General features: G+C 35.9%; 13 protein-coding genes. 3 read left to right on the top strand and 10 right to left on the bottom strand.

The genetic code is table 11. The features are described from left to right. Window positions 1-3: 3 nt before the first annotated feature. The 10 genes from ACFO7M_RS10150 to ACFO7M_RS10105 all read right to left on the bottom strand — a co-directional run bounded on the left by ACFO7M_RS10150 (window position 4) and on the right by ACFO7M_RS10105 (window position 11,043). A complete protein-coding gene (locus tag ACFO7M_RS10150) occupies window positions 4-327 on the bottom strand; it encodes a hypothetical protein (RefSeq protein ID WP_379735449.1) in 324 nt (107 codons plus the stop codon). Window positions 328-443: 116 nt separating this feature from the next. Beyond that, window positions 444-947, bottom strand: a complete 504-nt coding sequence (locus ACFO7M_RS10145) for a GbsR/MarR family transcriptional regulator (RefSeq protein ID WP_379735447.1) — start codon at window positions 945-947, stop codon at window positions 444-446. A gap of 186 nt (window positions 948-1,133) precedes the next feature. Then, window positions 1,134-1,772, bottom strand: a complete 639-nt coding sequence (locus ACFO7M_RS10140) for a hypothetical protein (protein ID WP_379714864.1) — start codon at window positions 1,770-1,772, stop codon at window positions 1,134-1,136. A 9-nt stretch (window positions 1,773-1,781) separates the two neighbouring features. Further along, window positions 1,782-2,501 (bottom strand): hypothetical protein, encoded by a 720-nt coding sequence (locus ACFO7M_RS10135; RefSeq protein WP_379714862.1) that lies wholly within the window; start codon window positions 2,499-2,501, stop codon window positions 1,782-1,784. After that, window positions 2,494-4,953 (bottom strand): hypothetical protein, encoded by a 2,460-nt coding sequence (locus ACFO7M_RS10130; protein ID WP_379735446.1) that lies wholly within the window; start codon window positions 4,951-4,953, stop codon window positions 2,494-2,496. Before ACFO7M_RS10130 ends, ACFO7M_RS10135 begins: the two co-directional genes overlap by 8 nt. 5 nt (window positions 4,954-4,958) lie before the next feature. Continuing rightward, a complete protein-coding gene (locus tag ACFO7M_RS10125) occupies window positions 4,959-6,068 on the bottom strand; it encodes an alpha-xenorhabdolysin family binary toxin subunit A (RefSeq protein ID WP_379714858.1) in 1,110 nt (369 codons plus the stop codon). A gap of 192 nt (window positions 6,069-6,260) precedes the next feature. Next, window positions 6,261-8,285: a M3 family metallopeptidase gene (locus ACFO7M_RS10120; RefSeq protein ID WP_379735444.1), complete on the bottom strand. Its 2,025-nt coding sequence runs from the start codon at window positions 8,283-8,285 to the stop codon at window positions 6,261-6,263. Window positions 8,286-8,493: 208 nt separating this feature from the next. After that, window positions 8,494-8,979, bottom strand: a complete 486-nt coding sequence (gene purE, locus ACFO7M_RS10115) for a 5-(carboxyamino)imidazole ribonucleotide mutase (RefSeq protein WP_379735442.1) — start codon at window positions 8,977-8,979, stop codon at window positions 8,494-8,496. Window positions 8,980-9,024: 45 nt separating this feature from the next. Next, entirely contained in the window at window positions 9,025-10,179 is a 1,155-nt protein-coding gene (locus tag ACFO7M_RS10110) for a 5-(carboxyamino)imidazole ribonucleotide synthase (protein WP_379735440.1), read from the bottom strand. A 318-nt stretch (window positions 10,180-10,497) separates the two neighbouring features. Next, window positions 10,498-11,043, bottom strand: coding sequence for a hypothetical protein (locus tag ACFO7M_RS10105; RefSeq protein WP_379714850.1), 546 nt, complete (start codon window positions 11,041-11,043; stop codon window positions 10,498-10,500). Between the two features lie 71 nt (window positions 11,044-11,114). Here ACFO7M_RS10105 and hpt point away from each other — a divergent pair, with 71 nt between their 5' ends. From hpt to ACFO7M_RS10090, 3 genes are all read left to right on the top strand, one after another. Then, on the top strand, window positions 11,115-11,648 hold the full coding sequence (gene hpt, locus ACFO7M_RS10100; RefSeq protein ID WP_379714848.1) for a hypoxanthine phosphoribosyltransferase: 534 nt from the start codon (window positions 11,115-11,117) through the stop codon (window positions 11,646-11,648). A 41-nt stretch (window positions 11,649-11,689) separates the two neighbouring features. After that, window positions 11,690-12,262 (top strand): adenylate kinase, encoded by a 573-nt coding sequence (locus tag ACFO7M_RS10095; RefSeq protein WP_379714846.1) that lies wholly within the window; start codon window positions 11,690-11,692, stop codon window positions 12,260-12,262. A gap of 83 nt (window positions 12,263-12,345) precedes the next feature. Beyond that, window positions 12,346-13,575, top strand: a complete 1,230-nt coding sequence (locus tag ACFO7M_RS10090; protein ID WP_379735524.1) for a hemolysin family protein — start codon at window positions 12,346-12,348, stop codon at window positions 13,573-13,575. Window positions 13,576-13,604 lie beyond the last annotated feature (29 nt).

Here is a 13,604-nt window from a genome sequence, read left to right as displayed (position 1 = left end):
ATTTTAATTTTTTACTGTTGTAACTGATTCTTGATTTTCCTTTTTTAGCTTCCATTTTTGATGGTAAATAATGAAGGTCAAAAAGAAAATCAGAAAAATGGGAATGATAAAAAACCAATCTTCCAAAGAACCACTCCAGACTGAAAAGAAGAAAATTACCAATCCGAAGTAGCAATAAATGAATTTGTTTTTAGGGAAGGTTCCAACAAAAATAAGCGCAGCTACAACTTGTAAAAATCCTGTTATGGTAAGCCCATAGGCGCCAATAAGAAGAAATAGTAACGCTGCGATATTGATGATTTCGGTTATTTTCAATGCTGTTTTCATAGTATTTGTAAATTTTAAACTTTCAGAAAAAAATGAAAGTTTTGGTTAAAAAAAATAGTTATGTATTATTCTTTTTCTTTTTTCAAGGTTTTATAAATAGCTGTTTTGTAAAAGAACTATTTCATGAACTTGATTAGAATCTGTGCTAACCAATTGTCTTTGTATTCCGTAATTTTATCCAAAACATTATCCGCTTTTAAAACGAAATCATACAGTTTTGCTGTTTGTTCTACAAAGTGTTTTTCTTCATCCGATGAGGAGGCGTCAATAGAAGAAACTTCTTTTAAAACCTTTAATGCCGGTTTGATTTCTCTTTTGCTTCGTTCACGAGAAATTTTAACAGCTAATTCATCCAAATCTTTTTCTGCTGTAAAAAACTCACGACGTTCACCTGCTTTATATTCTTTATAGACAATGCCCCAGTCCATCAACGCACGCAAATTCATACTAGCGTTGCCTCTGGAAATTTGCAATTCCTCCATAATGTATTCCATAGAAACGGCTTCGCTTGAAATCATTAACAAGGCATGAATCTGTGCCATAGTTTTGTTGATTCCCCATTGTGAACCTAATGCTCCCCACGTTTGAACGAATTTATTTTTTGCTTCTTTGAAGTCCATTTGCTGCTTATATCACTTTATTAAAGGTCAAATGCAAATCGCATTAAAAATGCTCATTGTCATGAGACAAATGTATAACAAAGTTTTTAAACTTTCAAAAAAAAATGAAAGTTTATTTAAAAGAAAAGCATACACTTCATTTATGGTGAAATGAGTCTATGCTTTTCGGGTGTAAAACAAACATAATCAGTATTGTAATTGGGAAACTACTTTTTGTAGTACATTTTCCTCAATTTCAATATGAGATTCCTTTAATTGTTGTCCGATGGATTCGATACTATAATTCAGTTCGCTGAATTGTATATGACTTTGTAGAGAGTTTTTGATTCCGATGAACCATTGTGCATTTTGATCAAAAGTTTCTCCCATACTTCGTACTCTATAACCCGAATGTCCACTCTGGTTGTCCGGTTGGTCATTCATTCGGATGAATTTTCCGTTGAAACCGGTTAGTTGTGCTATTGCGGTACTTCTTAACTGAAAACCTATGATTTCATCTCGCGCAACGGCTGTTATCCAATCTGCCGAATACGGAGCCTGAACTTGTACGTAGTAATTGATGTCGTCTCTAACGCTGGCATAGATGGTTTTTGTAATACAACTGTTGACAGGTGAAAGCGAAATATGTTGGTCGTCAATTTTATTGAATTGCCACAAAAAAGTAGAGTTGTCATTCGGATCGCAATTCAAAGAGGAATACAGCCAGTTGCAAGTCACTCTTAATTTTCCTTTTCCTGTAAGAGAAACAATTTCAGCCTGCATAAATGGGCCGACATTTGCAGCTTGAAGTAAACTGCTGAGATTTTCGTTGGTTATTGTTATCATACGTTTAATTTAAAATGGATTTGTCCAATAGTTCTCTTGTCCATTGGTTAGTAAAGGGAATGCGGTTGCTTCCGCTTTAATATTTTGCCAATCGATAATCGCAGCATCGATGTTCAGGGATGTAATAAACGCAAAGTCAACAGTAATAGGAGCGTTGAGCGTATTGTTTAAATCATCCGTTATAGCGCTCCATACCGAAGTAACATTACTGGCAGCGCCTTCTAATGTATTGATATTGTCTCCAATTGGTGCCCAAAATGTACCCAATGTATCTTTGTACTTTAGCATTTGGGTATCAACAATGATATTGTTATTTAAAAAAGTAAGTACTTCTGAAGAAAGACTATTGGAAGTATTTTCTAAAGGTATAGTATCATTTCTTAATTTTTCCAAAGTCGCTATCGTTTGTTGTTGCAAGTCATTAGGAACTTTGGTATTTCCTGCATTTAGAGAAGCCTTTACATTGTTATTCAGTAGCGTAAAATTGGATATGGCTTCGTCGGCATACTTTGCTAATTCATTGGACTGGTTTATCAGTCCAATGAATGTGCTTTTTTCCCATTGAAGACAACTTGTCAAAAGATCAGGATAGCCGGCAAGAATACTTGAAATGTAGTCTTTGATGTTTGCCGAAGCCTTAATTTCACCCACTCTTTTGTTAATCGCCGTCCAATCATTTACAGGAATTGTAAATAGTTCGCTAACAGCAGTTGAAGCTAAATTAAGCATTGTTCAATTTTTTTTGAGCATTCATACTTTTCGTTGAGCCAATTGCCGAACCTTCAAAATACATGGTTATTTTAGATACTTTTGAAAAATCGACACCTGTGTTATTTGACGTTAACGAGATACTCCATTCACTGAAAGGTGTGGGCTGGAAATAAGCATAGGCTACTTCTTGGTCAACTGATCCGTCAATTTGAACAAAACCATACGAGTTATTATCAAATTTCCAGTCGGGATTTTGCCCTTTGTCTGCAATACGGTATTTAAAAGCTCTTTTTAATTCTTTACTGCCAAACTGATAATTCTGATTGTTGTAACGGTCTAAATAATTACCAGCTGTTGTAATGTTGATATAAACCGAATCGCTATGCGGTTGTAAAGAAATACCTTCAAGCCACACGCGTATCGTTGATAGACGAACTCTATTCAATCCATCGAACTCCGGATTATTCATAGGTAAAACCCAAGTAGTTTTTCCAGTTGTTCTCAGTTCATTAAGTAATGATTCGTCATCTATTTCGAACAAAATATTACTCATGGTTTGTGGCGGAGGATTGAATTGGTTTAGTGCATTGGCTGTATCCATAGCAATTTTAGTAATGTCTTTGATTCCAGCATTCAAATCATTCACTTTATCAATAATTTTAGGACGAATGTCTGATTTTCGGAATGCCCAATAAAAATAGGAGGCTTGATAGAGTTTTAATGCAGAGAATAAAGAGCTTTTGCTATCAATGTATTTTTGGTAAAACTGAAGCATCATTTCGTCAATCATTGCATCTCCCACTTTTAAAGTATCGACTAATTTTTGTAGGTTCTCTTGTTTTTCCTTTGCATAATGTAATTGAAATGTAATAGAAGCTACATCTTGCCCTGCTTTTATCACAGCAAGTTGGGAAGCAGAAAGCGATTGGCCATAAACCACCAAAATGTCTAACTCCTGTTTGTATTCAGCAGCGAATTCAATTTCTTTTTTTATGGGATCTTCCAAGATGTTATCAGCTTGAATTTTGAAAATGTCCCAAGCTTCTGTTGCACTTAAATCGACTCCGTTTGTGGCATCATTCATTTCCTGAATCACTTTGATTTGTCCTTTGGCTGTGCTGATATTACTTGCCACATCTTTAACCGCTTTGGATAATTCGTATACTTTTTTAAGAACTTCTACGAGTTTCTTAAGCGATTCCATTGATTTTTTCAAACTGTCTGCGGTTTGAGCTACATCTTTTGCTGTGTCAGCTGCGTCGGCAACCGCTTTTGCCGAATCTATCGCACCTTTTGTAGCCGCTGGACCAGCCGCTGGATCACCGGCAACTGTCATGGCAATTCCAGCACCAAACGTAATCACCGCTGTAGCTAAACTCACTATCGCTTTAATGATTTGTTCCCTTTGGTAATCTGGAATTCCAATCTGTTCAAATTTTGCCGCTACATCACTTACTTTTATTTCTTGTTTGGTAAAGTTGAATTGCGCTTTGTTAGAAGCAGCTACTGCATTGTCGTAATTTTCATTAGCTTGTTTTAATAAAGCATTGACATACTCAATTTCGCTTTGCGAATTTGCAGCCATAGTTTTGGCTAATGCAATATTTTCGGAGGTGACTACTTTCTGCGTACTTAAATGCATGTAGTCATTCTCGTATTTTTCGGCTTCTATAGAAAATGCTTCTGCAAGATTGGTGTAGATGCTTGAAGTAAGATAAGGTACAAATAGGGCACCGTTCGAAGCTGCATTTATTTCCGAACTTAATAAAGTAGCCAAACTGGTGCTTCTGTAGAAGAGTTCCTCCATGTCGGTACTTTGAGCAGCCCAGCTTTTTACCCATTGGAAAATTGATAATGCCAAGGATTGATTTTGATCATACAACAAAGAGCCATAAATAAAGGCATTGCTTAAATACATAGTCATGTCGTAGGGTAACTGAAAGGCGATTCCTTGTTGTAGACTCAATTTTTGACTAACAGGTTTACCTTCCAAATTATTGATTGAAATTCCCGGTGAAATAATGTCTTTATTTAAAGTAAATTGTACTGGCTGATCTGTTCTGTTTTCGATTGCAGTCACATTGATTTCTCCTTCGATTTCAGAAGCGAAAATTACCAATTGCGCTGTTGAAGATTTTTCATAATTCAACAATATAGAAGCATTTTCAGAAGATTCTATACGTCGGGCATAAATAATAAGGCCGCTTGAGTCCAATAGCATACTTGTAAAGTCGCTAATGGTTAATACATCGGCATAAATAGTGATGAGCGATGGAGTAAAACCTGAGTTTCGGATTTTTTCTTTCACTGCGGCTAAATCCAGATACATATCTCTAAAAATGGCATTGTCTCTATTTACTATAGCGGAAGAAGCGTTGGGAATATTTCCTTTTTTTTGCAATTCACTATAATAAGTTGACCAGTCTGTAAATGCTACAGACTGGTTCATAACTAAATTATCGACTAACATGACAATTATTTTTGTACTGTTATGTAAGCATTTAAACGATACGCTTGAGCTAATCCGCCTACTTCAGTCCATTCGTTTATTGCAGTTTGTACTCCTAAATTCATGATGATAGGTAAAGCTTCTGCAATATTGGTATTGATAGTGGTGATGATATTGTTCAAGTCATCAGAAATAGCACCCCATACCCCTTGTATTTTTTGAATAACCGGCAGCGCCGCGTTTAATGGTTCAAGGATGTTGGTAATACTCGATTCGGTTGTGGTAATGTTAATCATCAACATTGTGTCAGCTGCAAGTTTGCTGCTTAATGAATTGATTTGTTGTTGAGCGGCTCTTGATCTCTCCAAAGCTTTTACAGCTTTGTCTCCATAAACACCTGCAACAATAGCGGCAGCAATAGTTCCAAATGGCCAAACCCAAGCATAGGTTGGAGTGGTGGAAGCCACAATAACATCATGGTCGTATTCTTTATTGGCAGCATCTAAAATCACTTTTTGTGCTTGAAGTTCTTTGGTTAGTTCTTCTACTTCTGAACTGGTTGCACCATATTTGTCGTTGTAGTATTTTTTCAAACCACCGTTGCCATCCGTTCCGTTTAATGTGTTTTTGTCAGCTTGCGTATCGTTGGCAAATTTTTGAATTTTCTCCGCAACCTCTTTTGCTTTGTCATGATATCCACTAGCACTTTTGGATAACATATCTAAGATGGCAACCAATTCCTTTTTAGCATCTTGGTCATCTGGATTAGCGGTTAATTTTTTTGCAAGTGGTAAAATTGGAGCGTAATAGGTTGGCGCTTGTTGCGCATAATTGTAAATGTCAGATGCTAACGATACACTTTTTGGAAAAGTATCGGTTTGCCATCCTGTAACATGACCATTAATGAGTTTGTAAGCATCAATTAGTGGTTTGAAATCAGATAAATCACTAGGAGCCCCCGATCCTAATAATTTTTTAAAAGCATCATCAGTTGTAGGCAACGCCATACCACTTTCAACATACGTTTGAATGGCTAACCATTCTGTCGAAGATAAAATAAAAGCAGGACCGCCTGCTACTTGTGCCTTTGCAATCGCACCAGGGCCAAGATCAATAGTTGTAGTTTCGCTTAACATGATATTAGTTTTTATTAGTTTGTATCCTGCTAAATTATTGCAATCTATGTGCTTGGGTTTAGGTGTTTTTACGCGTTTTTCGATGTAAAGGGTATTTCAGGTGTTTCTACTTGGTTTTTGAATTTAAAAAAAAATGAATAAAAAAACCGAAGGGTTAACTTCGGTTTTTATTGATTATGATTGTTGGGTTTTTTATATCAATCCAGCTCTTTTTAATAATGCTTCGGGTTTAGGTTCCTGACCTCTGAACTTTTTATATAAAGTCATTGGATGATCCGTTCCTCCTTGCGATAGGACAAAGTTTTTGAATTTATCCGCCACTTCAGTATTGAAAATTCCTTTTTCCTGAAAGTAAGCGAATGCATCGGCATCTAAAACCTCTGCCCATTTGTAGCTGTAGTATCCAGAAGAATAGCCACCTTGGAAAATGTGAGAGAAAGAAACACTCATACAGTTGTCTTCCACATCGGGATACAAAGCAGTTGCTTCCATTGCATTTTTTTCAAAAGCCTTGACATTGTCAACGGTAATTGCTTTACCATGGTATTCCATATCTAATAACCCAAAGCTCAATTGACGCATTGTAGCCATTCCTTCCAAAAAGGAAGCGCTTTCTTTGATTTTGTTCACATATTCCTGCGGAATGATTTCGCCGGTTTCATAATGTTTGGCAAAAATGGCCAAAGCTTCCGGTTCATAACACCAGTTCTCCATCACCTGACTTGGTAATTCGACAAAGTCCCAATATACCGAGGTGCCCGATAAACTTGGATATGTAGTATTGGCTAACATGCCGTGTAAGGCATGTCCAAATTCGTGAAACAAAGTAGTCACCTCATTAAAAGTCAATAATGAAGGTTTGGTTTCGGTAGGTTTCGTGAAATTACAAACAATTGAAACATGTGGTCTTTCGTTTTTTCCCTCTTTACGATACTGTGATTTAAAAGAAGTCATCCAAGCACCGTTTCGTTTTCCCTTTCGTGGGAAGAAATCAGAATAAAAGATAGCAACTAAATTGCCATCCGAATCATTTACCTCAAAAGTATGAACGTCTTCGTGGTATTTATCGATGTCGAAAACTTCAGTAAATGTTAGTCCGAATAATCTTTTGGCTATTTCAAATGCACCTTCTTGTACATTTTGTAATTTGAAGTAAGGTTTTAATTTTTCATCATCCAAATTGAATAACTCTTGTTTCAGTTTTTCAGAATAATAGGCGCCATCCCATTTTTCTAGATGGTCGATATTGTTTGATTTTTTTGCAAAAGAAGTTAATTGTGCGAATTCTCTTTGAGCTGCAGGTTTTGCTTTCGATAATAAATCATTCAAGAACGATTTGACTTTGTCAGGATTTTGTGCCATGCGTTCTTCTAATACAAAATGTGCATGCGATTCGTATCCTAACAACTGTGCTCTTTCATGACGTAAGGCTACAATTCTTTTTACGTTATCCTGATTGTCAAAATCATTGTTTTGAAACGCCTTTTTTCCATAAGCAATAGCCATTTCTTTGCGTAGTTCGCGATTGTCAGCATAAGTTACAAATGGTGAATAGCTAGGTATGTCTAAAGTAAAAATCCAACCCTCTTTCTCTTTGCTTTTAGCTAGCGAACGGGCGGTTTCAATAGTATCTTCGGGTAAGCCTTTTAAATCATTTTCCGAGGTAATGTGTAACTCGTAGTTGTTGGTTTCTGCTAAGACATTTTCTCCAAATGTCAATTTTAATTTGGCTAGTTCGGTATCGATTTCGCGAAGACGTACTTTTTTGTCTTCAGTTAAAAGCGCTCCGTTTCTGGAAAAACCTTTGAATTTTTTCTCCAATAAAGTAGCTTGCTCCGTAGTGAGTTGTAACGCTTCTCTTTGGTCGTATACCGATTTGATGCGCTGAAATAAATCGGCATTCAATGTAATGTCGTTTGCCAATTCGGTTAATAAAGGTGAAATTTCCTGTGCTAATTTTTGCATTTCATCACTGGTTTCTGCCGAATTCAAATTAAAGAAAATGGTAGATACACGATCCAACTGCGGTCCGGCAAATTCCAAGGCCTCGATTGTATTCTCAAAAGTTGGACTTTGCGAGTTGTTTACTATCGCGTCGATATCTTTTTTAGTTACCTCAATACCTTCTTTAATAGCAGGTAAATAATCATCTAATTTAATTTGTGAAAAAGGAGCAGTATTGTGCTTTGTGTCAAAGTATTTTGTAAGAATATTCATTTGTGTGTGTATTTCGTCGATTTTATTTGTTGTATACCGAAATAATAATTATGTTTGGGCTGTAAACCAATAAAATAGGTTTTAAACATTCAATTTCAGGATTACAATATATAAAATTTAAATATTGATTTAACCCATATCGATATTTATGTTTGTGTTACTTAAAAGCTCCAAATACCACATTTAGGAGCTTTTTTTTGTTTTATACTTATTGTTTTAAATTTTCAGAAGCGGTTAAAACGGCTTGTTTTAAACTTTCTTTGTAAGCGATAATTTTGTCTAGTACTGCGGGATTGTGAGATCCGAGGATTTGTGCAGCCAAAATACCAGCATTTTTAGCACCATTCAAGGCTACTGTAGCTACAGGAACTCCACCTGGCATTTGTAATATGGATAGCACCGAATCCCAACCGTCAATAGAGTTGCTTGATTTTACCGGAACACCAATAACGGGTAACGGACTCATACTAGCAACCATACCCGGTAAGTGGGCTGCTCCGCCAGCACCAGCAATAATTACTGCAATTCCTCTCTTGTGTGCGTTTTGACTGAAATCAAATAATTTTTCCGGGGTTCTGTGTGCAGAAACGATATCTACTTCTGTTTCGATAGCAAAACTGTTTAATATGTCTATGGCTTCTTGCATGACTGGCATGTCAGAAATGCTTCCCATTACGATGGCTACTTTATTCATTGTGTGTTTTGTTTTTTGATTTGATTGTATGTAATCTTTTTTGAATTATTGACTAATCACCCTAATTGTATTCTTGACTTCCTCGGCAATTTTGCGGGCTTCCTTCATGTCTTCATTGATAATGGTTACATGGCCCATCTTACGAAACGGGCGGGTTTCGCGTTTGCCATAAATATGTGGAGTAACGCCAGGGATTTTCATAATCTTTTCAATGTTTTCATAGATTACTTGTCCTGTAAAGCCTTCAGCTCCAACTAAATTCACCATAATGCCCGCTACCTTACTTTCAGTACTTCCTAAAGGTAAATTTAAAATGGATCGTAAATGTTGTTCAAATTGTGAAGTATAACTGGCTTCAATACTGTAATGTCCTGAGTTATGAGGTCGAGGGGCTACTTCATTTACCAAAATTGCATCATCTTCGGTTTGGAACATTTCAACGGCCAATAACCCAACATGATTAAAAGCTTCCGAAACTTTTAAAGCAATTTCTTGTGCTTTTTCGGCTACTTTTTTACTGATTCTTGCTGGACAAATAGTGTATTCTACTTGGTTGGCTTCAGGATGGAATTCCATTTCAACTACCGGGTAGGTTTTGATTTCGCCCGATGGATTACGGGAAACAATCACTGCCAACTCATTTTTAAAAGGTACCATGTCTTCCGCAATACATTCAACGTCTGGTAAAGCAACCATGTCTATAGTTGAACGAACAATTTTTACACCGTTCCCATCATATCCAAACTGAGCACTTTTCCAAACAAAAGGAAAATTCAAGGTGTCATTTTCTAAGGCTTCATTTAAAGCATTCAAGTCTACAAAACGTTGATGTGCTGAGGTTGGGATTTTGTTCGCTACATAAAAATCTTTTTGTTTGCCTTTGTTTTGAATTAGGCGAAGTGTCTTTGGTGAAGGATAAACAGCTAACCCTTCTTCTTCCAATTTGTCTAAAGCATCTAAGTTTACATTTTCGATTTCGATGGTCAATACATCCACCATTTTGCCAAATTGATATACCGTGTCAAACTCCATTAAGCTTCCTTTGTAAAAAGCAGTACAGCCAAATTGTGCAGGTGCTTCATCACTGGGGTCAAGAACTAAAGTTTGAATGTCAAATTTTCGGGTTTCGGTCAGGAGCATTTTACCTAGTTGGCCTCCTCCTAGGATTCCTAATTTAAAATCAGAAGAAAAATATTTCATTGTGTTGTAGTTGTGTGTGGTGCAAAGATAGTATTTTTTAAAAAAAATAGGATCTTGACTTAAAGCTACAATGCAATACTATAGAAATAAAAAAAACCCGGAACGAATCCGGGTTTTCCAAATAAAAATATTGAGTTTTGGGGTGTAATTTTTTGTTTTTGTCGTTTTTTGGAACTACTGGTGGATTATATTTTGTATTTACAATCTATCCAAAAATCCAAAACTATTGTTGTTTGGATCTCTTGATGTAAAATTAAGGGAACTTGTATTATAATACTTACGGTTTTCCAGTGTATTTTGTTAAAATTTGCGATTTACTTATTTTATTTTTTTTAAAGTATTTCGTGCAGTCGCCTTGTATGCTGCAGTATGATGGGCATAATCTTGTTGTACAATAGTTTTTAATTCTTCATGAACCCAATCGTATTTTTTGCCCAAAACAAATAACGTTTTAATTGCGTAGGCTTTTGTAGCCACTTTTTCATCACGAATGAGCCAGTCCAGACACATCTCAATGATTTGGGTTTCCTGAAGTTGTGATAATGAAATCCCATTGGCGCGATGATTGCTTTTGGCCAGAAAAAGACAGATTTTAGCAGCTGGTCTAATGGCAGAATCATTTCTTAAATTTGGAATTGTTTCTAAAAATTGTTCGATGTAGGGTAAGAAGGCTTTTAGTTTTTTTTCACAAACCAATTCTAAAATCCAAAAGGCTTTGTGGTGGTTTTTGTCATTCAGATCAAAAGCAACTTCTGTTACTTCTTTCAAGTAGTCAGGGTTGCGAAGGGCTAAATTTCTATTCTTTTCGCGGTCTTTTCGATACGCGGCACAATTTTCAATTTTAATGTAAAAGTCTGATTTCATTGCTCAAAAATAATTAATTTCTGCATACTCAACTCTTTTATTATCTTTGCCCTTTATTTCTAAACACAACTATGGAAGTTAAATTACACGATAAGTATTTTGAGCCTTTTATTTCGGCACAAGAAATTGATTTTGCAATTGCCAATATGGCGAAGCAGATAGAGGATGATTTTCAAGATGAAGTTCCTGTTTTTATAGGTGTTTTGAATGGCTCTTTTATGGTGCTGTCCGATTTAATGAAGCATTATGATAGTCCATGTGAGGTATCTTTTGTTAAGATGTCTTCTTATGAAGGAACGGAGACTACAAATGAGGTAAAACAATTGATTGGTTTGAATCAGAATTTGGAGGGTCGAACCGTAATTATAGTTGAAGATATTGTGGATACCGGAAATACAATTGAAGAATTGAAGCATATTTTCAAAAGCCAGAATGTGAAGCATTTTAAAATTGCAACATTATTTTTAAAACCTGAAGCATATAAAAAAGATATTAAATTGGATTATGTTGGTATCAGAATTCCAAATAAATTCATTGTAGGCTTCGGATTGGATTATGACGGATTGGGAAGAAACCTGAAAGACGTTTACCAATTATCAAAATAAACAACATCACTTTTATATAACAATAAACCTTAAAAATTAGAATGATCAATATTGTTCTTTTCGGAAAACCAGGTGCAGGAAAAGGCACACAAGCAGAATTTTTAAAAGAAAAATACAACTTAACTCATTTGTCAACAGGTGATATTTTTCGTTTCAACATGAAAAACAACACCGCGCTTGGTATAGAAGCCAAAACGTATATCGATCGAGGAGATTTGGTTCCAGACAGTCTTACGATTAATATGTTACAAGATGAAGTAGATAAAAACCCGGGCTCAGCAGGATTTTTATTCGATGGTTTTCCAAGAACCTTAACTCAAGCAGATGCTTTGGATCAGTTTTTAGCATCGAAAGGACAATCAATCACCGCTACGATTGCCTTAGAAGCCGATGATGAAATATTGGTACAGCGCTTGTTGGAACGTGGGAAAACATCTGGTAGAGTTGACGATCAGGATGAAGAAAAAATAAGAAACCGTTATCAGGAATACAATGAAAAAACGGCTCCTTTGATGGATTACTACAAAGCACAAGATAAATTTTACGCAGTAAACGGAATAGGTACTATTGCTGAAATTACAGAACGATTGAGTGATGTAATTGAAAATTTGTAAATTAGTACAAACGAAAATCAAACAATAAACAATTGGAAATAGTCATAATTTTCTTGCTGATTTTACTCAATGGAGTTTTTTCCATGTCAGAAATCGCACTCATATCAGCAAGAAAGAATCGGTTAGAAACCGCTGCCAAAAAAGGCAATACGAGTGCAAAAACAGCTTTAGATTTGGCGAATTCGCCCAATAAGTTCCTTTCAACAGTTCAAATAGGGATCACGTTAATAGGTATTTTAACCGGTATCTATTCGGGAGAAAAGGTAACTGAAGATGTGAAATTATTTTTGAATGGTTTTACCGCTTTACAACCGTATTCTCAAAGTTTGTCCGTTGGAATTGTAGTGGTTATACTGACTTTCTTTTCCTTAGTATTAGGAGAATTATTGCCAAAACGTATTGGTTTAAATTACCCCGAAGCAATTGCAAAAGCAGTAGCGGTTCCAATGAAAATGGTGTCTATTGTGGCAGCTCCTTTTATTTGGTTGTTAACTATTTCTACAGAATTCATTTTAAATGTTTTCAAAATTAAACCTACTGCAGACGGTAAAGTAACCGAAGAAGAAATTAAAGCCATCATTAAAGAAGGAACTGAAGGTGGAGAAGTTCAAGAAATTGAACAGGATATCGTGGAACGCGTATTCCATATTGGTGATCGTAAAGTGAATTCATTGATGACACATCGTAAATCGGTAGTGTATTTGTCGCTGGAAGACGGTTTACAGGAAACTAAAGCGAAGGTGTTGGATGAATTGCATTCGGTGTATCCGGTATGTGATGACAATTTGGATAATATTACAGGTGTGGTTTTGCTGAAAGACTTGTTTTCAAGTTTCGAGAAAGGCAAGTTTGATTTGAAAGCCATTACCAAAGAACCGGTTTATTTTATAGAACATACTTCTGCTTACAAAGCATTGGAGATTTTTAAGAAGACCAAGGTGCATTATGCGTTTGTAACCGATGAATATGGAGTGTTGCAAGGTATTATCACGCTGAATGATATCTTGGAAGCTTTGGTGGGTGATGCCGCTGAGTTTTATGAAGAAGAGTTTCAGTTGATTGCCAGAGAAGATGGTACATGGTTAGTAGATGGTCATTATTCTTTGCATGATTTCTTAACGTATTTCGATATGGATGAATTGATCAATGATTATGAAGTGACTACAGTGAGCGGATTGATCATGACCGAGTTGTCGTATATCCCAAAAGTGGGTGAAAAACTCATTTGGAACAAAATGGAGTTGGAAGTAATTGACATGGACGGGATTAAAATTGATAAAGTTTTAGTGCGTTCACTGAAAGAGATAAATTAAAATAGATAAATAAAACAGCTTGTTGAAGT

It is taken from the genome of Flavobacterium sp. GCM10023249 (genome assembly GCF_042653365.1).
GTDB lineage: Bacteria > Bacteroidota > Bacteroidia > Flavobacteriales > Flavobacteriaceae > Flavobacterium.
This window is presented reverse-complemented; position numbering and strand designations above follow the sequence as displayed.

What these genes read in the sequence shown, in the direction of transcription:
- ACFO7M_RS10110 (WP_379735440.1), bottom strand. Translation starts at nt 10,179, where the DNA reads ATGAAATATTTTTCTTCTGATTTTAAATTAGGAATCCTAGGAGGAGGC.
- hpt (WP_379714848.1), top strand. Translation starts at nt 11,115, where the DNA reads ATGGAAGTTAAATTACACGATAAGTATTTTGAGCCTTTTATTTCGGCA.
- ACFO7M_RS10135 (WP_379714862.1), bottom strand. Translation starts at nt 2,501, where the DNA reads ATGCTTAATTTAGCTTCAACTGCTGTTAGCGAACTATTTACAATTCCT.
- ACFO7M_RS10130 (WP_379735446.1), bottom strand. Translation starts at nt 4,953, where the DNA reads ATGTTAGTCGATAATTTAGTTATGAACCAGTCTGTAGCATTTACAGAC.
- ACFO7M_RS10095 (WP_379714846.1), top strand. Translation starts at nt 11,690, where the DNA reads ATGATCAATATTGTTCTTTTCGGAAAACCAGGTGCAGGAAAAGGCACA.
- ACFO7M_RS10120 (WP_379735444.1), bottom strand. Translation starts at nt 8,285, where the DNA reads ATGAATATTCTTACAAAATACTTTGACACAAAGCACAATACTGCTCCT.
- ACFO7M_RS10105 (WP_379714850.1), bottom strand. Translation starts at nt 11,043, where the DNA reads ATGAAATCAGACTTTTACATTAAAATTGAAAATTGTGCCGCGTATCGA.
- ACFO7M_RS10140 (WP_379714864.1), bottom strand. Translation starts at nt 1,772, where the DNA reads ATGATAACAATAACCAACGAAAATCTCAGCAGTTTACTTCAAGCTGCA.
- ACFO7M_RS10150 (WP_379735449.1), bottom strand. Translation starts at nt 327, where the DNA reads ATGAAAACAGCATTGAAAATAACCGAAATCATCAATATCGCAGCGTTA.
- ACFO7M_RS10145 (WP_379735447.1), bottom strand. Translation starts at nt 947, where the DNA reads ATGGACTTCAAAGAAGCAAAAAATAAATTCGTTCAAACGTGGGGAGCA.
- purE (WP_379735442.1), bottom strand. Translation starts at nt 8,979, where the DNA reads ATGAATAAAGTAGCCATCGTAATGGGAAGCATTTCTGACATGCCAGTC.
- ACFO7M_RS10125 (WP_379714858.1), bottom strand. Translation starts at nt 6,068, where the DNA reads ATGTTAAGCGAAACTACAACTATTGATCTTGGCCCTGGTGCGATTGCA.
- ACFO7M_RS10090 (WP_379735524.1), top strand. Translation starts at nt 12,346, where the DNA reads ATGTCAGAAATCGCACTCATATCAGCAAGAAAGAATCGGTTAGAAACC.